Source organism: Streptomyces sp. CCM_MD2014, assembly GCF_000772045.1.
Lineage (GTDB): Bacteria > Actinomycetota > Actinomycetes > Streptomycetales > Streptomycetaceae > Streptomyces > Streptomyces salinarius.
The window spans coordinates 3,897,940-3,918,327 of the sequence record NZ_CP009754.1 but is presented as its reverse complement, the minus strand read 5'-3'; the positions used below and the strand labels follow the sequence as shown (position 1 = coordinate 3,918,327).

Annotated in this window: 18 protein-coding genes; 13 read left to right on the top strand and 5 right to left on the bottom strand. The window is 73.0% G+C overall.

What is annotated here, in order from left to right; translation table 11 throughout:
• The first annotated feature begins 22 nt into the window (after positions 1 to 22).
• Entirely contained in the window at positions 23 to 655 is a 633-nt protein-coding gene (locus NI25_RS17160; RefSeq protein WP_061443288.1) for an AAA family ATPase, read from the top strand.
• A gap of 54 nt (positions 656 to 709) precedes the next feature.
• Here the strand turns inward: NI25_RS17160 and NI25_RS17155 are convergent, their stop codons facing one another.
• Entirely contained in the window at positions 710 to 1,816 is a 1,107-nt protein-coding gene (locus NI25_RS17155) for a DUF5937 family protein (protein ID WP_061443287.1), read from the bottom strand.
• Positions 1,817 to 1,987: 171 nt separating this feature from the next.
• Between NI25_RS17155 and NI25_RS39710 the strand changes: the two genes are divergently transcribed.
• A complete protein-coding gene (locus NI25_RS39710; RefSeq protein WP_199560939.1) occupies positions 1,988 to 2,203 on the top strand; it encodes a hypothetical protein in 216 nt (71 codons plus the stop codon).
• A 52-nt stretch (positions 2,204 to 2,255) separates the two neighbouring features.
• Here NI25_RS39710 and NI25_RS17145 read toward each other — a convergent pair whose 3' ends face one another.
• Entirely contained in the window at positions 2,256 to 3,440 is a 1,185-nt protein-coding gene (locus NI25_RS17145; RefSeq protein WP_061443286.1) for a threonine aldolase family protein, read from the bottom strand.
• 201 nt (positions 3,441 to 3,641) lie between these two features.
• Between NI25_RS17145 and NI25_RS17140 the strand changes: the two genes are divergently transcribed.
• From NI25_RS17140 to NI25_RS17095, 10 genes are all read left to right on the top strand, one after another.
• Entirely contained in the window at positions 3,642 to 4,616 is a 975-nt protein-coding gene (locus NI25_RS17140) for a Rossmann-like and DUF2520 domain-containing protein (protein WP_061443285.1), read from the top strand.
• Positions 4,613 to 5,623: a pantoate--beta-alanine ligase gene (gene panC, locus NI25_RS17135; RefSeq protein WP_061443284.1), complete on the top strand. Its 1,011-nt coding sequence runs from the start codon at positions 4,613 to 4,615 to the stop codon at positions 5,621 to 5,623. The genes NI25_RS17140 and panC overlap by 4 nt, the downstream gene beginning before the upstream one ends.
• On the top strand, positions 5,620 to 7,353 hold the full coding sequence (locus NI25_RS17130) for an L-aspartate oxidase (protein WP_061443283.1): 1,734 nt from the start codon (positions 5,620 to 5,622) through the stop codon (positions 7,351 to 7,353). Before panC ends, NI25_RS17130 begins: the two co-directional genes overlap by 4 nt.
• A 2-nt stretch (positions 7,354 to 7,355) precedes the next feature.
• Positions 7,356 to 8,345: a carboxylating nicotinate-nucleotide diphosphorylase gene (nadC, locus tag NI25_RS17125; RefSeq protein WP_061443282.1), complete on the top strand. Its 990-nt coding sequence runs from the start codon at positions 7,356 to 7,358 to the stop codon at positions 8,343 to 8,345.
• A 5-nt stretch (positions 8,346 to 8,350) separates the two neighbouring features.
• Positions 8,351 to 9,148 carry a type III pantothenate kinase gene (locus NI25_RS17120; protein WP_003975453.1) on the top strand — a complete coding sequence of 266 codons (798 nt, stop codon included), beginning with the start codon at positions 8,351 to 8,353 and terminating at the stop codon, positions 9,146 to 9,148.
• A 659-nt stretch (positions 9,149 to 9,807) separates the two neighbouring features.
• Positions 9,808 to 10,446: a hypothetical protein gene (locus NI25_RS17115; RefSeq protein WP_107071754.1), complete on the top strand. Its 639-nt coding sequence runs from the start codon at positions 9,808 to 9,810 to the stop codon at positions 10,444 to 10,446.
• A 23-nt stretch (positions 10,447 to 10,469) separates the two neighbouring features.
• Positions 10,470 to 10,649 carry a hypothetical protein gene (locus NI25_RS17110; RefSeq protein ID WP_061443280.1) on the top strand — a complete coding sequence of 60 codons (180 nt, stop codon included), beginning with the start codon at positions 10,470 to 10,472 and terminating at the stop codon, positions 10,647 to 10,649.
• A gap of 159 nt (positions 10,650 to 10,808) precedes the next feature.
• Positions 10,809 to 11,285 carry a BlaI/MecI/CopY family transcriptional regulator gene (locus NI25_RS17105; RefSeq protein WP_061443279.1) on the top strand — a complete coding sequence of 159 codons (477 nt, stop codon included), beginning with the start codon at positions 10,809 to 10,811 and terminating at the stop codon, positions 11,283 to 11,285.
• A gap of 9 nt (positions 11,286 to 11,294) precedes the next feature.
• Complete coding sequence (locus NI25_RS17100; RefSeq protein ID WP_061443278.1) at positions 11,295 to 11,804, top strand: amino-acid N-acetyltransferase; 510 nt, start codon at positions 11,295 to 11,297, stop codon at positions 11,802 to 11,804.
• Between the two features lie 252 nt (positions 11,805 to 12,056).
• The gene (locus NI25_RS17095) at positions 12,057 to 12,392 is read left to right on the top strand and encodes a histone-like nucleoid-structuring protein Lsr2 (protein ID WP_030404797.1); all 336 of its coding nucleotides are present in this window, start codon (positions 12,057 to 12,059) and stop codon (positions 12,390 to 12,392) included.
• Here NI25_RS17095 and NI25_RS17090 read toward each other — a convergent pair whose 3' ends face one another.
• Complete coding sequence (locus NI25_RS17090; protein WP_061443277.1) at positions 12,393 to 13,154, bottom strand: SCO3374 family protein; 762 nt, start codon at positions 13,152 to 13,154, stop codon at positions 12,393 to 12,395.
• A gap of 441 nt (positions 13,155 to 13,595) precedes the next feature.
• Between NI25_RS17090 and NI25_RS17085 the strand changes: the two genes are divergently transcribed.
• Positions 13,596 to 16,124: an ATP-dependent Clp protease ATP-binding subunit gene (locus tag NI25_RS17085; RefSeq protein ID WP_061443276.1), complete on the top strand. Its 2,529-nt coding sequence runs from the start codon at positions 13,596 to 13,598 to the stop codon at positions 16,122 to 16,124.
• Positions 16,125 to 16,197: 73 nt separating this feature from the next.
• Here the strand turns inward: NI25_RS17085 and NI25_RS17080 are convergent, their stop codons facing one another.
• Together NI25_RS17080 and NI25_RS17075 are read right to left on the bottom strand one after the other, a co-directional pair.
• Complete coding sequence (locus tag NI25_RS17080) at positions 16,198 to 19,260, bottom strand: NACHT domain-containing protein (RefSeq protein ID WP_061443275.1); 3,063 nt, start codon at positions 19,258 to 19,260, stop codon at positions 16,198 to 16,200.
• A gap of 60 nt (positions 19,261 to 19,320) precedes the next feature.
• Positions 19,321 to 19,968, bottom strand: a complete 648-nt coding sequence (locus NI25_RS17075) for an HAD family acid phosphatase (protein WP_061443274.1) — start codon at positions 19,966 to 19,968, stop codon at positions 19,321 to 19,323.
• Positions 19,969 to 20,388: the final 420 nt, after the last annotated feature.

The window sequence follows — 20,388 nt, the reverse complement described above, 5'->3', positions numbered from 1 at the left end:
CTCGCGTCGGTAGGGTCTGCGCATGCTCCTGTGGATCAACGGGCCCTTCGGGGGCGGAAAAACACAGACCGCGTACGAGATACGGCGCCGGCTGTCCGGCAGCGTCGTCTGCGACCCGGAGCACGTCGGCTTCGGCCTGCGCCGCATGCTGCCGCCCGAGCTGCGGGGCGACTTCCAGGAGTTGGCGGCCTGGCGGCAGGGCGTCGTGGAGGTGCTGGACCTGGCCCTCACCAAGCACGACGGCGTGGTGATCGCGCCCATGACGGTCACCGATTCCGGGTACTTCGCCGAGACCGTCGGACGGCTGCGCGAACTGGGCCACGACGTCCACCACTTCACGCTCCTCGCCGAACGCGAGACCGTCCTGCGGCGGCTGCGCGAGCGCGGCCTCGGCCACGCCCTGCGGTACGTGTCCGGGAAGGGCGCCGGACCGCGCGGGGACAGCTGGGCCGTACGGCAGCTCGACCACTGTCTGGAGCGGCTGGCCGAGCCGGAGTTCGCCGAGCACCTGTGGACCGACCGCACGACCGTCCCCAAGACCGCCGACCGCATAGCCGTCCTCGCGGGGCTCACCCTGAAGCCCAACCGCGAGGGCGCGCTCCGCACCCGGTTGCGGCAGGCGCGGGTCGGGCTCCGGCACGTCCGGGTCGACTGACCGGCCGGACCGGTCTGCCTCGCGACGGCCGGGACGGCGCGACCCGCCGCGGGCTCAGCGCAGGGTCCCCTCCAGGAAGTCGCTGCCCAGCCGGGCCACGACGGCGACGTCCAGCTGGTGCAGGACGTACCTGCCGCGCCGGCGGGTGGTGATCAGTCCGGCCTTCTTCAGCACGCCCAGGTGCCGGGATATCTCGGGGGCCGTCATGCCGTGCACCTGGGCCAGCTCGCCCGTGGTGTACGCGCTGCGGGCCAGATACCGGCAGATCCGCATCCGCACGGGGTGGGACAGGGCCGACATCCGCATCGTGAGCTGCTCGACCGAGGGCGGTGACGCGAGCTCGGGGGAGCCGACCGGGTAGTGCAGCACCGGCTGCCAGGCGTGCCGGTGCAGGACCATCAGGTGCGGCCAGCCCAGGCTGGTCGGGACGAGCAGCAGGCCGCCGTCCGCGGTCGCGGAGCGGCCGTCGCCCAGCTTGTCGACGGTGATCCGGGCGGCGTCCTCGTCCAGGGTCACCGCCGGGGACACCGCGGCCAGCGCCTCGGCGAGGCCCTTGTGGCGCAGCAGGTCCGTCTTGTGCCGGGCGTCCGCCGCGAGCTGGTGGCGCACCCGGGACCAGGTCTCGGCGAAGAACGCCTCGTCGCAGTCGCGCGCGAACTGCCGCAGCCAGTCCCGGATCCGCGGGGGGTCGGCCAGCAGCCGCTCGCTGAAGCGCAGCTGCTGCGGTCCCCGCGCGGCGGCCAGGTCCAGAGCGCGCCGGCGCACCTCGGCGTCGTCGAGCGCCGAGGCCCCGGCGGTGCTGTAGGGCAGCGCGCAGGTGAACTCCAGGGCCGCGTCGACGAACTGCTCGTCGGACAGCTTGTCGAGCAGGTCCAGGTCGTCGGCGAGGGCGGCGCCGGGCAGGGTGCTGCGGCCCGGCACTCCGGCGAACGGCATGAACAGGTCCGAGAAGGTCGTCCGCCACAGGAAGTCGGCCTCGCACATCCGGTCGGCCAGGTGCGAGTCGAGCCGGGCGGTCACACCCGTCGCCCAGCCCTGCAGCCCCGGGTGGTGCCCCGGCTCGGAGAGCGCGTGCAGCGCCATGCCCAGCTCGGCCAGGGGGGAGGGCACGACGGCGATCCTCTCCGGCCGCAGCCCCGCGATGTCGATGCGCACGCTCATGCCCCCATGGTGCACGCCGCCACCGACAACACCGCCGCCGATTGACCGCCGCCGTCAATCGGCGCGACCGCGGGGCGCCGGCCGGAGCAGCCTGGGGGCACCGGGGCAGCCGCGGAGCCCGTACCCCACCCCCCACGTCCACCTTCGTGTCTCCTTGAGAAGGCGTCCGCCATGAGCATCACGCAGCAGTACCTCCTCGACATCCACCGTGCCCGGCAGCTCGGCGAGCCCGCGCCGCCCGCGCCCGGCGCACACGACTGGCAGGCCGTGCGCGAGTGGCACGACCGCCGGCGGTTCCGCGCCGTGCTCGCCGGCCGCCCCGCGCACGGCCGTCTGCGGCGCGCCCTGCGCCGGTGGTGGTCCCTGTGGCCGCGCGCCCTGGGCTGACACCCGGCATACGACCGGGGCGGCCCGCCGGGCCGATGCCGCCGCCGGGCCGTCAGCCCTTCAGCCGGGCCGTGAAGTCGGCGACCGCCGCCCGTACGTCGTCGGCCGTCCACTCCAGGCCCGGCTCGCCCACCGAGACCTCGGTCAGGGCGATGCCGGGGCCGGCCGGGTCCCAGGGGTGGGAGAACAGCATGGTCCCGCTCTCCTCGGCCTGCCGCAGCGCGGCCTCGCCCGCGATCTCCGCGTCGTACGGCAGCCAGACCTGGAACTCGTGCGTGTGCGGCACCTCGGGGTGCACCCGCGCCCACGGCAGCCCGGCCGCCGCGAGGCCCTCGCGCAGCGCGGCGGCCACCACGCGCGCGTGGGCCACGTACGCGGGCAGCCGGGGCAGCTCGCGCTCCAGGCCCGCCAGGGCGGACAGCGCCGTGGGGAACTGCTGGAACACCTGGCCGCCGTACCGGTGCCGCCAGGCCTTCGCCTCCTCGACCAGGGTCCGCGGACCGGCCAGGGCGGCGCCGCCGTAGCCCTGGAGGGACTTGTAGAACGAGACGTACACGCTGTCCGCCAGGCCCGCGATGTCCGCCAGGGGGCGGTCGAAGTGGGTGGTGCACTCCCACAGGCGGGCCCCGTCGAAGTGCACCACCGCGTCGCGCTCCCGGGCGGCCTCGACGAGCTCGGTGAGCTCCTCCCAGGTGGGCAGCAGATAGCCGGCCTCCCTGAGCGGCAGCTCCAGCATGAGCGCCCCGAACGGCTCCTCGAAGCCGCGCACCTCGTCGGCGGTCGGCTGCCGGGGCGCGTCGGTCAGCCGTACCGGGCGCAGCCCGCCGACCCGGCTGAAGGCGCTGCGCTCGTGCCGCTCGGGGTGGCCGAGCCCGTGCAGGGCGACGACCGGGTTGCCGGTGCGGCCCGCCCAGCAGCGCAGGGCCACCTGCTGGGCCATGGTCCCGGTCGGGAAGAAGGCGGCGGCCTCCGTGCCGAGCAGGGCGGCGGTCCGCTCCTCCAGGGCCGTCACGACGCCGTTGCCGTACATGTCGGAGGGCTCGTCGAGGTCGTACAGCTCGCCGGCCCCCTCCAGCAGGGCGATGCGCTCCCGCAGGGACGTCATGAAGCCCGGGCGGGCGAGCACGCGCCGCGCGCCGCGGAGGGCGGCCGCGCGTCGTTCCCGCCGGCGTTCGTTCCGCCGCTCCTCCGGTTCGTCCGGTTCCGCCCGCTCGATTCGCTCTGCCGTGTCACTCATGCCGCGATCATGTCGCGCGGACCGCCCGCCGGGCACCCCGTTTCCCCACAGGTTCCGACACGCGTGCGCGGGGGTGTGTCCCCGCATCGCGCGGAAACCCACAGCCTGTGGACAACCGGACGTCGCCCGGACCGATCGCGTTAACATGACGAGAAATCGTCCGGTACCCCGAGCGGACTGGAACGGGAAGGCCGCCGTCGCGTGAACACAACCCCACAGCCAGACCCCAAGGACCGCCCAGCGCGGCTCACCGTAGGCGTTGTCGGCGCCGGACGGGTGGGCCCCGCGCTGGCCGCGTCCCTCCAGCTCGCCGGGCACCGCCCGGTAGCCGTCTCGGGGGTCTCCGAAGCCTCCCGCAGGCGAGCCGCCGCCCTCCTCCCCGACGTGCCGCTCATGACGCCGGCCGAGGTCCTCCAGCACGCCGAGCTGGTCCTGCTGACGGTCCCCGACGACGCCCTGCCCGGCCTGGTGACCGGGCTCGCGGAGACCGGGGCGGTGCGCCCGGGCCAGCTGCTCGTGCACACCTCGGGGCGGTACGGCGCCCGGGTCCTGGACCCCGCGCTGCGGGCCGGTGCCCTGCCGCTGGCCCTGCACCCCGCGATGACCTTCACCGGCACCCCGGTGGACGTCCAGCGTCTGGCCGGCTGCTCCTTCGGCGTCACCGCACCCGAGGAGCTGCGGCTGGCGGCCGAGGCCCTGGTCATCGAGATGGGCGGCGAGCCGGAGTGGATCGCCGAGGACCGGCGCCCGCTGTATCACGCGGCGCTCGCGCTGGGCTCCAACCACCTGATCACCCTGGTCGCCCAGTCCATGGAGCTGCTGCGCACGGCCGGTGTGACGGCCCCCGACCGGATGCTCGGCCCGCTTCTCGGCGCCTCCCTCGACAACGCCCTGCGCTCCGGCGACGCGGCCCTCACCGGCCCCGTCGCGCGCGGGGACGCGGGCACGGTCGCCGCGCACATCACGGAGCTGCGCGAACACGCCCCGCAGGCCGTCGCCGGTTACGTGGCGATGGCCCGCGCGACCGCCGACCGCGCCCTGGACCACGGTCTGCTCAGGGCGGAACTCGCCGAGGACCTGCTCGGCGTACTCGCCGACGGGGCCACCGGCGCGGACGAGCACCCCGGCTCCGACGGAACTCAAGGCCCCGAAGGCACCGACGGAGGCGCCCGATGACCCCCACCCCGCCCGCCCTGCTGCGCACCGCCGACGAGCTGCACGCGCGCGCACGCCACGGCCGCCGGGCCGTCGTGATGACCATGGGCGCCCTGCACGAGGGGCACGCCACCCTGATCCGCGCGGCGCGCGACCTCGCGGGCCCCGACGGCGAGGTCGTCGTCACGGTCTTCGTGAACCCGCTCCAGTTCGGCGCGGGCGAGGACCTCGACCGCTACCCGCGCACCCTGGACTCCGACCTGGAGATCGCCGGACGGGCGGGCGCCGACGCCGTCTTCGCCCCCGCCGTCGACGAGGTCTACCCGGGCGGCGAACCCCAGGTGCGCATCACCGCCGGCCCCATGGGGGAACGCCTGGAGGGTGCCTCCCGCCCCGGCCACTTCGACGGCATGCTCACCGTCGTCGCCAAGCTGCTCCACCTCACCCGCCCCGACCTCGCCCTCTACGGCCAGAAGGACGCCCAGCAGCTCGCGCTGATCCGCCGCATGGTCCGCGACCTGAACTTCGGCGTGGAGATCGTCGGCGTCCCCACCGTGCGCGAGGAGGACGGCCTGGCCCTGTCCAGCCGCAACCGCTACCTCTCGACGGAGGAACGCCGCACCGCCCTCGCCCTCTCCCAGGCGCTCTTCGCCGGTCAGGACCGGCACGCCGCCCAGGAGGCGCTCTGCGCGCGGGCCCGCGAAGTACCCGCCACCCGGGCGCGCGCCGAGGCGCTGGGCGCCCTGGGCGAGTCCCGTGCGGCGGCCGACGCCCACGCCGTCGCCACCTCCGCCCCCGGCAGCGCCACGGCCGTCCGGGACGCCGCCCGCCTGGTCCTGGACGACGCCGCCCGCGCCACCCCGCCCCTGGAACTGGACTACCTCGCCCTGGTCGACCCCGCCGACTTCACCGAGATCGGCGACGACCACACCGGCGAGGCCGTCCTCGCCGTCGCGGCCCGGGTCGGCGCGACCCGCCTGATCGACAACGTCCACCTCACCTTCGGACCCCTCGGAGCCGCCTCGTGACCAGCACAGGCATACGACTGCACGCCCCTGCACCCGGCTGGGCCGTCGCCGCCGACGTGGTGGTCGTCGGCTCCGGCGTGGCGGGCCTCACCGCGGCCCTGCGCTGCGAGGCCGCCGGCCTGCGGACCGTCGTCGTCACCAAGGCGCGCCTGGACGACGGCTCCACCCGCTGGGCCCAGGGCGGCGTCGCCGCGGCCCTCGGCGAGGGCGACACCCCCGAGCAGCACCTGGACGACACCCTGGTCGCCGGCGTCGGCCTGTGCGACCGGGAGGCGGTCCGCACCCTGGTCACCGAGGGCCCCGGTGCCGTACGCCGCCTCATCGCGACCGGCGCGCACTTCGACGAGTCCACCGAGGGCGGCCTGGCCCTCACCCGCGAGGGCGGCCACCACCGCCGCCGCATCGCCCACGCGGGCGGCGACGCGACGGGCGCCGAGATCTCCCGCGCCCTGGTCGAGGCGGTACGCGCGCGTGGCCTGCGCACCGTCGAGAACGCCCTCGTCCTCGACCTCCTCACGGACGCCGACGGCCACACCGCCGGCGTCACCCTGCACGTCATGGGCGAGGGCCAGCACGACGGCGTCGGGGCGGTCCACGCCCCCGCGGTCGTCCTCGCCACCGGCGGCATGGGCCAGGTCTTCTCGGCGACCACGAACCCCTCCGTCTCCACGGGCGACGGAGTGGCCCTGGCCCTCCGTGCGGGCGCCGAGGTCAGCGACCTCGAATTCGTCCAGTTCCACCCCACCGTCCTCTTCCTGGGCCCGGACGCCGAGGGCCAGCAGCCCCTGGTCTCCGAGGCGGTCCGCGGCGAGGGCGCCCACCTGGTGGACGCGGACGGCGTGCGCTTCATGCTCGGGCAGCACGAACTCGCGGAACTGGCCCCCCGCGACATCGTCGCCAAGGCCATCACGCGCCGCATGCAGGAGCAGGGCGCCGAGCACATGTACCTGGACGCCCGCCACTTCGGCGCCGACATGTGGGAGCACCGCTTCCCCACGATCCTCGCCGCCTGCCGGGCCCACGGCATCGACCCGGTCACCGAGCCGATCCCCGTCGCGCCGGCCGCCCACTACGCCTCGGGCGGCGTCCGCACCGACGCGCACGGCCGTACGACGGTCCCCGGCCTGTACGCGTGCGGCGAGGTCGCCTGCACCGGCGTGCACGGCGCCAACCGCCTGGCCTCCAACTCCCTCCTGGAGGGCCTGGTCTACGCCGAACGCATCGCGGCCGACATCGCGGCGGGTCACACGGCCGGCACCCTGCACGCGCGCGTACCGGCCCCCCTCCCGCGCCCCGACCACCCGGTGCACCCCCTCCTCCCGCCCGAGACCCGCCTCACGATCCAGCGGATCATGGCGGAGGGCGCCGGAGTCCTGCGCTCGGCCGACTCCCTCACCCGCGCGGCGGACCGGCTGCACGCCCTCCACACCGAGGCCCGCGAGGCGCTGCACGAGCACGGCAAGACGTCCGAACCGGGCGTCGACACCTGGGAGGCCACCAACCTCCTGTGCGTGGCCCGCGTCCTGGTCGCCGCGGCCGCCCGGCGCGAGGAGACCCGCGGCTGCCACTGGCGCGAGGACCACGCGGAGCGCGACGACGCGGCGTGGCGCCGCCACATCGTCGTACGCCTGAACCCGGACCGCACCCTCGCCGTGCACACCACGGACACGCCAGAATTCCCCCCGACCGTCCACGGCGCCCAGCCGACGCACCGTCCCCAGGAGCAGTGACAGTGAACCCCTCCGACCCCAACGAACTCCCCCTCGCCTCCTCCGGAGGCTGCGGCGACGGCTGTGCCTGCGGCGCGGACACCGAAGAAGACACCTACATGGAGTGCGGTCTCGACCCGTCCCTCGCCGCGCTCCTGCTGGACTCCGGCCTCGACCCCGTCGAGGTCGAGGACATCGCGAACGTCGCCATCCAGGAGGACCTGGCGGGCGGCGTGGACGTGACGACCGTCGCGACCATCCCCGAGGACGCCGTGGCCACGGCCGACTTCACCGCGCGCGAGGGGGGCGTCGTGGCGGGGCTCCGGGTCGCCGAGGCGGTCCTGTCGATCGTCTGCACGGACGAGTTCGAGGTGGAGCGCCACGTGGAGGACGGCGACCGGGTGCGGGAGGGCCAGAAACTCCTCTCCGTCACCACCCGCACCCGCGACATCCTGACCGCCGAACGCAGCGCGCTGAACCTGCTGTGCCGCATGTCGGGCATCGCGACGGCCACGCGCGCGTGGGCGGACGTTCTGGACGGCACGAAGACCAAGGTCCGCGACACCCGCAAGACCACCCCCGGGCTGCGGAGCCTGGAGAAGTTCGCGGTCCGCTGCGGCAGCGGCGTCAACCACCGCATGTCCCTCTCGGACGCGGCGCTGGTCAAGGACAACCACGTGGTCGCCGCGGGCGGCGTCGCCGAGGCCTTCAACGCCGTGCGCGAACGCTTCCCGGACGTGCCCATCGAGGTCGAGGTCGACACCCTGCACCAGCTGCGCGAGGTCGTGGACGCGGGCGCCGACCTGATCCTGCTGGACAACTTCACCCCCGACGAGTGCGCGGAGGCGGTGACCCTGGTCGCCGGCCGCGCCGCGCTGGAGGCCTCGGGCCGCCTCACCCTCACCAACGCCAAGGCGTACGCCGACACGGGCGTCGACTACCTGGCGGTGGGCGCGCTCACCCACAGCTCCCCGATCCTGGACATCGGCCTGGACCTGCGAGCGGCGGAGTAGAACCCATGCTGCTGACGATCGACGTAGGCAACACGCACACCGTCCTCGGCCTCTTCGACGGCGAGGACATCGTCGAGCACTGGCGCATCTCCACGGACTCGCGCCGCACGGCCGACGAACTGGCGGTCCTCCTCCAGGGCCTGATGGGCATGCACCCGCTGCTGGGCGACGAGCTGGGCGACGGCATCGACGGCATCGCCATCTGCGCGACGGTCCCCTCCGTCCTGCACGAACTGCGTGAGGTCACCCGCCGCTACTACGGCGACGTCCCCGCGGTGCTGGTCGAACCGGGCGTCAAGACCGGCGTCCCGATCCTCACCGACCACCCCAAGGAGGTCGGCGCCGACCGCATCATCAACGCGGTCGCGGCCGTCGAGCTCTACGGCGGCCCGGCGATCGTCGTGGACTTCGGCACGGCGACGACGTTCGACGCGGTGAGCGCGCGCGGGGAGTACATCGGCGGCGTCATCGCCCCCGGCATCGAGATCTCGGTCGAGGCACTCGGCGTGAAGGGCGCCCAGCTCCGCAAGATCGAGGTGGCCCGGCCCCGGAGCGTGATCGGCAAGAACACGGTCGAGGCGATGCAGTCCGGGATCGTCTACGGCTTCGCGGGCCAGGTCGACGGCGTCGTCAACCGCATGGCCCGCGAGCTGGCCGACGACCCGGACGACGTCACCGTCATCGCGACGGGCGGACTGGCACCGATGGTGCTGGGCGAGTCGTCGGTCATCGACGAGCACGAGCCGTGGCTGACGCTGATGGGGTTGCGACTGGTGTACGAACGAAACGTGTCCCGCATGTAGGTGCCCCCCTCGCCCCCGACGCGGGACGGCCCACCCGGCCCGGGGTTGCCCGGTCACCCGGCGGGGGCGGGCCCACCGGCCCGGGGTTGCCCGGTCACCCGGCAGGGGTGTGGGCGGGGTGGGCCCACCGGCCCGGCGTTGCCCGGTCACCCGGCGTGGGTGCGGGCGGGGGGTGGGTGACGCGGCCCGGCGCCGACGGGGTGCCGCTGCGCCCACCCGTGCCGCCCCAGCGGCACGACTGCCCGCAGCTGGGGCGGCAAGCCGCGTACGGCGGGGACCGGGCGCCGGCGTGGGGCGTCCGGGAGCCGCGTACGGCGAGGAGGGGGCGGGTCGGGGGGTGTCCGCCCGCAGCGGGTGGCGCGTCCGCGCCGGTCAGGTCTGTGGCCGACCGATTCCGCGCCGTTCCGAGGACGGACACCCCCCGGCCCGACCCCGACCCACCCACCGAACCCAAGGCGCTACCCGCACCCCCACCGAACCCGCACCGGCGCCGCAGGCACCCCGCACCCCCACCGAACCCGCACAGGCGCCGCAGGCATCCCGCGCCACCGCCGGAGGCACCCGCGCCACCGCCGGAGGCACCCGCATCCGGGTGGCCCCGCACGCCACACGCGTGCCCCCTATGCCGAGTTTGTCTGATTAGCGCGTATCGTCGCCGCATGCCCACGCCCTACGGACCCCGCGGCGGCATGGCGTTCGGTGCTCAGGAGCTGCGTGTGCTCCGGCGAGCCCTCGCCCTCGCCCTGAACCCCAGCCCGGTCTCGGCCCAGGAGGCCCAGGACTGCCTCCACCTCGCAGAGTCGCTCGACGAGGCCATGCGGGAGGGCGCCAGGTTCCGCGCCTTCCTCGTGGCCGACCTCGCCCGGTACCGCGCCGCTCTCCCCGGCACCGCCACCGGCTACCTCGCGCTCCTGGACGAGGCGCTGAACGCCGGTCACCGCCCCGGGGCGGACGACCTCGCCGCCCTGGGCGCCCTGCGGGGCAACCCCGCCGCGGCCGAACTCCTGGCCCGCTGCGCGCCCGCCACGGCGTCCACCCCGGCCAGGGCCACACTCCCCGCGGCGCGCACCCGCACCCGCACCCGCCTCCACGCCGTGCCCGGCGGCCGCCGCCCCGGTGAGGACCCCGCGCAGAAGCCCGCCCCGAAGCCGGCCCCCCGCCCCGGCCCCGCCCCGGCCGCCCCCAAGCGCCCCGTCCCCACCCCCGGCGAGGTCTTCCCGCGCCGCAAGCCCGCCCCGCCCGCCACCCCGCCCGCCCCGCCCGCGCCGGGCTCGCGGCACCACCTCGCCGCCGGCTGACGGCGCCTGGCTACCCTGGATCCATGGACTACGTCTCCGCGCTCCTGCCCCCGGTCGTCATGGCCGTCTTCTTCATCGGCCTGATCCGGGTGATCGTGAAGACCCAGGGCGGCGCCAACAAGGCCAAGGAGGACGCGGTCGTCGACGCGGCCCTCGCCCGTGCGGAGGGCGCCCGGCAGGCGTCCCCGCACCCCGAGTCCTGACCGACGCACGAGGACACCCACCGCGACACGGCGGCGTACGGCTCCCGGATCCCTCTCGGACCCCTTCCGCGGAGCCGTACGCCCCCTTTTGCGCGCGTTCGCCCGCGACAGCGCACGTCCGGCACGCGGTCGTCCCGATCTCCCACTATCGTTCGAAGCGTGCCTCGCCCATTGGGAGAACTCGAAGACGCGGTCATGACGAGGGTGTGGAAGTGGAACCGCCCCGTGACCGTTCGGGAAGTCCTGGAAGACCTGCAACAGGAACGGTCCATCGCGTACACCACCGTGATGACCGTTTTGGACAATCTCCATCAGAAGGGCTGGGTGCGCCGCGAGTCCGAAGGCCGCGCCTATCGATATGAGGCGGTCTCCACTCGCGCCGCCTACGCCGCCGCCCTCATGAACGACGCCTGGTCGCAGAGCGACAACCCCGCCGCGGCCCTCGTCGCCTTCTTCGGCATGATGAGCGAGGAACAGCGCCACGCCCTCAGGGACGCCATCCGCATCGTGCAGGGACCGGAAACGCCCGCGCAGGCACCGGAAACCCCCGCACGGGGCCGGGAAGAAACGCCCGCGCCGGAAGGGGAAACCCCGCCGCCGGGACCCGGCGCGGCATCGGACGGCGGCGAGCGATAGCGTCCCCCCATGCCAAATGCCATCAGCGTCCGGCGGGCCCGCACCAGGGATGTCCCGGACGTGCGCCGGCTGCTCGACGCGTACGTCCGTGACCGCATCCTGCTCGACAAAGCGATGGTGACGCTTTACGAGAGCATCCAGGAGTTCTGGGTCGCGGAACGGGACGACAACGCCGAGGTGGTCGGCTGCGGTGCCCTGCACGTGATGTGGGAAGACCTCGCGGAAGTGCGGACTCTCGCGGTGAAGCCCGGTCTGAAGGGCGCCGGCGTCGGCCACAAGCTGCTGGAGAAGTTGCTGGACACGGCCCGCTGGCTCGGTGTTCGCCGCGTTTTCTGTCTGACCTTCGAAGTGGACTTCTTCGGCAAGCACGGCTTCGTGGAGATCGGGGAGACACCCGTCGACACCGATGTGTACGCGGAGCTGCTGCGTTCCTATGACGAGGGCGTTGCGGAGTTCCTGGGTCTCGAACGAGTGAAACCGAACACCTTGGGCAACAGCCGGATGCTTCTGCATCTGTGATCGCCGGGCAGCCCCGGACGCCACGGCCCTTCGAGGTTTATTCCACCGACGTGCCCTTCATGGGTTCCCTATGTCCGAAACGCGCATGTTTCCGGCCCGGAGTCGGGCTACCGGTCTCCGCCGGGGGTTTGTGTTTTTCCGGCAAAAGCGGTTTGCTTTCCGGCGTACTGCAGTACTGCATATAACAAGGGGCGGCGATACGGCGGACGCCGACGGACCCCGGCCCTCAAGTTATCGATGAAAGGAAATCCGGTGGCACAGAAGGTTCAGGTCCTTCTTGTCGACGACCTCGACGGCGGCGAGGCAGACGAGACCGTGACGTTCGCACTGGACGGCAAGACCTACGAGATCGACCTCACCACCGCCAACGCGGACAAGCTCCGCAGTCTTCTCGACCCGTACCTGAAGGGTGGCCGTCGTACCGGGGGCCGCGCCTCGGGCGGTCGCGGCAAGGCGCGCGCCGCTTCCGGCGGCAGCCAGGACACCGCGGCGATCCGCGCCTGGGCCAAGGAGAACGGCTGGGACGTCAACGACCGCGGCCGTGTCCCCGCGAAGGTCCGCGAGGCGTACGAGCAGGCCAACGGCTGATCATCCGATCCGCGCCACGGGCCGTGCCCGCGGCGGGCCGCTCGCGGTGAGCCGGGAGCGGTGGCACTGCGTGGCCAGCGTGTGGACCAGCCGGGCCAGATCGAGGGCGGTCCCGGTATGTCCGGGGACCGACAGCGCCGGCAGCGAGGACTCCACCTCGCACCCCGGCTCCGGGGGCCGCAGCCATACGGCGGCCCCGTGCAGGCCGTCGCGCTCCGGGGGACGCGGCGGCAGCCCGGCCGGGCCGGGCGGGGCAAGGGGCGCGTCCACGGTGCCGCCCGCCCCGAGCGCCGTCAGGCCGAGCGCCAGCGAACCCCACTCCAGCCATTCCAGCAGCCCGGGCAGCTCCTCCGCGGCACCCGCCGCCACGAGCAGCAGCATCCGCCCGCCCTGGACGGCCACCGGGAACCCCGGTGTCGGCGAACCCCCGTCGGCCCGTCCGGCCGGACCGGCGTACACCGGCCGGTCCGTCCCGTGGCGCCGGTCCATCCCGTGCCGCCGCTCCATCCGGTCCTGCCGCTCCATCCGGTCCAGCCGCTCCAGCGTCGCGTACCCCGCGTCGGCCGGCACGCCGAGGACGTCGAAGCGCACGCCCGTGCGCAACCGCACCGGCTCCCCGGGTGCCGTCGGCCACCCGAGCGCGGTCTCGTACCACCGGCGCGTCCGCTCCCACGCCGAGCCGCCGTTCCCGGTGGGCCGGCGGGGCGCCGGCACAACGGGGGACGCGGGAGCGACGGGGACCGGGTGCGAGGCGCCAACCATGCCAAGTGCAACCGTCCGGAGAGTCCTCAAGTTACGCTGGGTGGCGATTCGGACGCACAGAGTACTGAAGAAGGGTGGCAAGAGGGGGCGTGCGGGGGTGCGGGGTGGTGCAAGGTTGTTCGCCCATAGCGGAGGGAACCGGTGCGCGCGGCATGGACTGTCAGTCCCCGCGGGTAAGACATCCCTAGTGGGAGGGGGCGACTTGCGGATCGGGCCGTCTCGCGTTCGCCATCGGCGTACTGGCGAGTGGGGTAAGTGCCTGGCCTGCGGGAACATCGTCTCGCACCATCGGGTTGTGGCAGATGTCGGCGTCAGGGGTCAGGAGGCCATCGACGGTGTCGGCAGTTGGAATGAGCGGTCCCCGCTTGCGGGACTAAGCTGCGGAAGGACAGGGAGGGGAAGTTCCCCCCACTGCCTGACCGCTCTGAGGAGCGATTAACGATGTTCGAGAGGTTCACCGACCGCGCGCGGCGGGTTGTCGTCCTGGCTCAGGAAGAAGCCCGGATGCTCAACCACAACTACATCGGCACCGAGCACATCCTCCTGGGCCTGATCCACGAGGGTGAGGGTGTCGCCGCCAAGGCCCTTGAGAGCCTCGGGATTTCGCTCGAGGCGGTCCGCCAGCAGGTGGAGGAGATCATCGGCCAGGGCCAGCAGGCCCCGTCCGGCCACATCCCCTTCACCCCCCGTGCCAAGAAGGTCCTGGAGCTGTCGCTCCGCGAGGCCCTCCAGCTGGGTCACAACTACATCGGCACGGAGCACATCCTGCTCGGCCTGATCCGCGAGGGCGAGGGCGTCGCCGCCCAGGTCCTGGTCAAGCTGGGCGCCGATCTCAACCGGGTGCGGCAGCAGGTCATCCAGCTGCTCTCCGGCTACCAGGGCAAGGAGACCGCCACCGCCGGCGGTCCTGCGGAGGGCACGCCTTCCACGTCCCTGGTCCTCGACCAGTTCGGCCGGAACCTCACCCAGGCCGCTCGTGAGTCCAAGCTCGACCCGGTCATCGGGCGCGAGAAGGAGATCGAGCGGGTCATGCAGGTGCTGTCCCGCCGTACGAAGAACAACCCGGTGCTCATCGGTGAGCCCGGCGTCGGCAAGACCGCCGTCGTCGAGGGCCTCGCGCAGGCCATCGTCAAGGGCGAGGTGCCCGAGACCCTCAAGGACAAGCACCTCTACACCCTGGACCTCGGCGCCCTGGTCGCCGGCTCCCGTTACCGCGGTGACTTCGAGGAGCGCCTGAAGAAGGTGCTCAAGGAGATCCGCACCCGCGGCGACATCATCCTGTTCATCGACGAGCTGCACACGCTGGTCGGTGCGGGTGCCGCCGAGGGCGCCATCGACGCCGCGAGCATCCTCAAGCCGATGCTGGCCCGTGGTGAGCTGCAGACCATCGGTGCGACCACGCTGGACGAGTACCGCAAGCACCTGGAGAAGGACGCGGCCCTCGAGCGCCGCTTCCAGCCCATCCAGGTCGCGGAGCCGTCGCTGCCGCACACGATCGAGATCCTCAAGGGGCTGCGCGACCGGTACGAGGCGCACCACCGCGTCTCCATCACGGACGAGGCCCTGGTCCAGGCGGCGACGCTCGCCGACCGCTACATCTCGGACCGCTTCCTGCCGGACAAGGCGATCGACCTGATCGACGAGGCCGGTTCCCGGATGCGCATCCGCCGGATGACCGCGCCGCCGGACCTCCGCGAGTTCGACGAGAAGATCGCCGGCGTCCGGCGCGACAAGGAGTCCGCGATCGACTCGCAGGACTTCGAGAAGGCCGCCTCCCTGCGCGACAAGGAGAAGCAGCTCCTGGCCGCCAAGGCCAAGCGCGAGAAGGAGTGGAAGGCCGGCGACATGGACGTCGTCGCCGAGGTCGACGGCGAGCTGATCGCCGAGGTCCTCGCGACCGCCACCGGCATCCCGGTCTTCAAGCTCACGGAGGAGGAGTCGTCCCGCCTGCTGCGCATGGAGGACGAGCTCCACAAGCGGGTCATCGGGCAGGTCGACGCCGTCAAGGCGCTGTCCAAGGCGATCCGCCGCACCCGTGCCGGCCTGAAGGACCCGAAGCGTCCGGGTGGCTCGTTCATCTTCGCCGGTCCGTCCGGTGTCGGTAAGACCGAGCTGTCCAAGGCGCTCGCCGAGTTCCTCTTCGGCGACGAGGACGCGCTGATCTCCCTCGACATGTCGGAGTTCAGCGAGAAGCACACGGTCTCGCGCCTCTTCGGTTCGCCCCCCGGCTACGTGGGCTACGAGGAGGGCGGCCAGCTGACGGAGAAGGTCCGCCGCAAGCCGTTCTCGGTCGTCCTCTTCGACGAGGTCGAGAAGGCCCACCCGGACATTTTCAACTCCCTGCTGCAGATCCTGGAGGACGGTCGCCTGACCGACTCCCAGGGCCGGGTCGTGGACTTCAAGAACACGGTCATCATCATGACGACCAACCTCGGCACCCGGGACATCTCCAAGGGCTTCAACCTCGGCTTCGCCGCCGCGGGTGACACGAAGACCAACTACGAGCGCATGAAGAACAAGGTCCAGGACGAGCTCAAGCAGCACTTCCGGCCCGAGTTCCTCAACCGTGTCGACGACGTGGTCGTCTTCCCGCAGCTCAGCCAGGACGACATCCTGCGGATCGTCGACCTGATGATCGACAAGGTGGACGAGCGCCTCAAGGACCGGGACATGGGCATCGAGCTCTCCCAGTCCGCCAAGGAGCTGCTGTCCAAGAAGGGCTACGACCCGGTGCTGGGCGCGCGTCCGCTGCGCCGCACGATCCAGCGCGAGGTCGAGGACACGCTGTCGGAGAAGATCCTCTTCGGCGAGCTGCGTCCCGGCCACATCGTCGTCGTGGACACCGAGGGCGAGGGCGACGCCAAGACCTTCACCTTCCGGGGTGAGGAGAAGTCGGCCCTCCCCGACGTCCCGCCGATCGAGCAGGCGGCCGGTGGCGGCGCGGGTCCGAACCTGAGCAAGGAGGCGTAGCCCTCCGGGGTGAGCCTGAAAGGGGGTCGGCCCGGGACTTCGGTCCCGGGCCGGCCCCCTTTCGCATGCCGGGTCAGTGTTCCTCCAGGACCACCTCGGCGCCCGGGAAGAGGGGACGGAAGTCGGCCAGAGCGAGGGAGTGGCCGACGCGGTTGATGAGGGTCACTCGGTGCACCTCCGGCAGCCGGGCCGCGAGCGCCGCCAGGTGCTCGGTGCCCTCCAGGCCGACGACCGCCAGCTCCTCGACGCCCGGCAGCTCGGGCATCCGGCCGACGGAGGCCGGCACCTCACGGAGGATCGCCGCGTTCAGGTACAGGTGGGTGAGGGCGGGCAGGGCGGCGACCTCCCGCCAGTCGTCCTCCGTCAGCTCCGTGGTCAGCGCACCGAGGCTGAGGATGCGCAACGTCCGCCACTGCCCGAGTCCCCGCAACCCGGTCGACGCGGTGCACTCGTCCCCCAGGTAGAGGAAGTCCAGTGGGGCGTCGGCGGGCAGCGCCTCGGTGAGATCGGCTCCCGGCAGTTCCTGGACCAGAGACAGGAGGGTCAGGGTCGTGAGCGACCGGAGCCCCGTCAGGTCGGTGCCGGAACCGAGGGCGAGTTCGGTCAGGCCGACCCCCGCGAGTCGGTCCAGGCCGTGCGCGTTCGGGCACCGGTAGTACGCCAGCCGCTTCAACGAGGTGAAACGGCGCAGGGCGGACAGGTCGGTGAGCAGCGGGTTGTCGGCGATGGTCAGCTCGGTGACCGTCGAGGGCTCGGGGATCCGGGCGGCGAGCGAATCGGCGGAGTACCGCCCCGAGACGGTCAGCCTGTGCCACGGCCGCATTCCGGCGAGCGCCGCGAACTGCTCGGGTGTCTTGCAGTCGAGGATGAGTTCCGTCCGGTCCAGGTGGTCCAGCACCTCGCTCGCGTACTCCTCCGCGTCGAAGCGGTGCCACGTGCCCGCGAGCTGGCGGCGGACGTCCAGGTCGGGGTGGTCCCGGAACCGGCGGAGGACGGCGAGGGCGCCGTCGGGTTCCTCGCCGCCGAGGATCGAGGCGGTGACCGTGACGCCCTGCGCCTCCTCGGCCGACAGTCCCTCCGGGCCCGGCAGCAGTTCCAGTACCAGCGGCCCCGCGCCCGCCAGCACCCGGGCGGCCTCGGCCGTACGCGGGGGGATCAGCTCGGCGGCCCGCTGCTCCACCTCCGCCCGTACCTCCGGATCCAGGGCGGCGACGTGCTCCAGGGCGGCCAGGGCCAGCAGGGTGAGTCGCGGGTCGTTCCCGCCCAGCAGCTCCCTGAGCAGGGAGACGCGTTCGCGTGGCCGGGCGTGGGCCACGGCCATGCGGATCACGTCCTCCCACTCGGTGTCCTCGGCATGGCCGGCGAGGACACCGAGGTGGCCCTCCTCGACCGCGTAGCGGGCTGCCAGGTAGTCCTGGAAGGTGCGGTGGACGAAGTCCAGGACGTCCTGGGCCGGGCGGCGCAGGACGCCGCTGCGCAGCAGCAGGTTCCGCAGCACCTCGGGGGCGCCCCCCTGCCCGGAAGCCGGGCCGAGGGAGGGCAGGACTCGGTCCACGATGCCCTCGGCCGTCTCCAGCGTCATCTCCTGCCGACCGCTGAGGACGAGGGCGTAGGCGAGGCGCTGGAGCAGTTCGAGCTGTGCCTCCTCGCCCAGCTCCGGGCCGTCCACGGCGACCGTGCCCCGTTCCCGGTCCCGGCGGGCGAGGAGCATGGTGAGGGCCGCGTCGTACAGCTCCTTGCGGCCGGTGGGCAGGTAGCCGCGGCGTTCGCGGTGCAGGGCGCAGATCAGGCCGCACATCAACGGGTTGGTGACGAGGCGGGCCAGGTCGCGCTTGGTGCGCAGGGAGTCCAGCAGCCGCTGCTCGTACTCGGGGGAGCGGGCGGCCTCGTGCCAGCGGTGGACGAAGGTGGCGACCTCCGCCCGGCCCATCGGCGCGAGGGAGAGTTCCGTGAAGCGTTCCCGGGCGAGCCAGTCGGCGCGTACGGCGGTAGGGCGGCTGGTCAGCAGCCAGTGGTTGCCGGGGTAGGCGTGGAGAAGGCCGCTCAGCCAGTCCCGGGTGGCGTGACGGTCGGCCTGCGGAATCTCGTCCAGGCCGTCGACCAGGACCAGCGCGCGGCCGTCGGCCAGGACGCGTTCCGCCCAGCCGTCCGGCGGCGTCAGGGGACAGCCGACCGCGCCGAGGAAGGCGGCCGGGGCGGGCAGCGGGCCGGTACGGACCAGGGTGCGCAGGGGGAGGACGAACGGGACGCGCGTGCCCTCCTGGGCCGCGGTCACCGCCAGCCACTGGACCAGGGTCGTCTTGCCGGAGCCCGCGTCGCCGCGCAGCAGCACACGGGATTCCCTGTCCAGCGCCGCTTCGGCGGGCATCCGCCCCGTGCGGGCCGGTGCGCTCTCGCCGGTCGCCGTGTCCCGGCCGGGTTCCGCGTCGGTGGTCGCCTCCAGGCTCAGATAGGCGACTTCGAGGGGCCAGCGGTCGGGGGAGTCGCGCAGGTCGAGGCCGTAGATGGTGAGGTGGTTGTGGCGCTCGGCGACGTAGGGGAGGTAGCGGCGTTCGAAGGCGGTGTCGCGGGCGTCGGGGCGGGGGACGCGGGCGATCAGCGCGTCGACCTTCGCGATCAGTTCGCTCTGGCCGCGGGTCTGCTCCACCAGGGTCCGTGCCACGAAGGTCGAGCGCCGGGTGAAGAACTCCAGGATGTGCAGGCAGGCCCACTCGGTCGCGGAGTCGAGGAAGTAGCGGGCGTCGGTGGACAGGCCCCCGGTGGCCGACGGCGTACGGCGCCGCAGCTGCTCGGCCAGCTCCCGGTGCCCGAGCCGCACCGCCTGGACGTCGTCCATGTCCAGGTCACCGAGGGCCAGCAGACGGGCCGTCAGGGCGTCGGCGACGGCCTCCGCCTCGTCCGTCGGGAAGGGCGGCTCGCCGGTTGTGTCCAGGGCCGCCCCGACCAGCCGCCCGGCGAGCCCCCGCACCTCCCTCGCGCCCAGCGTGCGCTGCTCGCCCCGGAAGGACACCAGGCGGGCCAGCCGGACCGGCCGGTCGACCAGCCCGGCACCGGGGCCGCCCGTCACGAACAGCTTCTTCACCAGCGGGGCGACCAGACTGGACGCCAACTTCCCGCCGAGCACCGCCGGTTCCATGCGCCACCCCCGTGGTCGGTCGTCGTCCACGGGAGCCTATCCGGCGTCAGGGCACCTCCGTCAGGACAACTGGCCGTCGTAGTCGGGGAGCTTGAACGTCCGCTCGGCGTGGCCGCCCGACAGGTCGGTGGCGCTGTTGCCGATGTTCGCGATGATCGTGTAGCCCTTCGACTCGATCTCCGCGCGCTGTTCGGTCTTGTACACGGCGACGTCCTTGAACAGGTCGAGAAACCCGCGGACGTACAGCCCGGACGACTCGTACCCGGCGTGGGCGAGGTTCCACTCGGTGGGCGCCTCGATGATGCCCGGGCGGGCGGTCACGAAGAACAGGGCGACGCCGTGCTCCTGGGCGTACTGGGCGGCCTCCAGCACCGGCCGGTTGGCGGGCTGGGGGTAACTGAAGCCGAAGTCGGTCTCCAGGGAGGTGTTGTCGATGTCGAGGACGATCGCCTGCTTCTCGCCGGGCCGGGTGTCGGCGATCCGCTCCTTCAGGTACGGCAGCGCCGCGTCCATCACGGTCCGGCAGTCGCGCTGCCAGGTGTCGTAGTCGACGTCGGCCGCGGCGGCCGCGGGCGCCGACGCGGGCGGCGTCTCGGCCGGGGCGGCGACGGACGGCGTGACCGTCGCGGTGAGCGCCGCCACGACGACGGCGGCCGTGCCCGCGGCACGCCACCACAGAGGTCTGGTCTGTCCGGTCTGGTCGGTCATGGGGGGTGGGGTCCTCTCATGCCTGCGCGGATGCCTGACGGCACAAAGTTGTCGCGTGCATGCTCGCCCCAGCAAGTGGCCGGACGGCAACGATTGGGTTACTGAGCAGTAGCCATCCGCCCGGCCGGTCGCGCGCAGGAAGTCGGCCGATGTCCGCACAGGGCCCCGAGTGCTGTGACGTCGGCCATGCTCCGAGCCTGGTGAACGCCCTTGCGAGGGGGGCGGGTTAACCGGGGACGGGAGTAGCCCCGGTCACATTCGCCGGCCCTTCGATCATGGTCGCCGGTGATGTGCCGCACAGGCCGATTGCCCTGTACTACGGGGAATAGTGGCAGTCGCAAGAACTAAGAAAACGGACATACCGGAGCAGGTGGAGGAGGGTTTTCCGGGTTTCTGACCTGGTTCTGTCCAGAATGACGG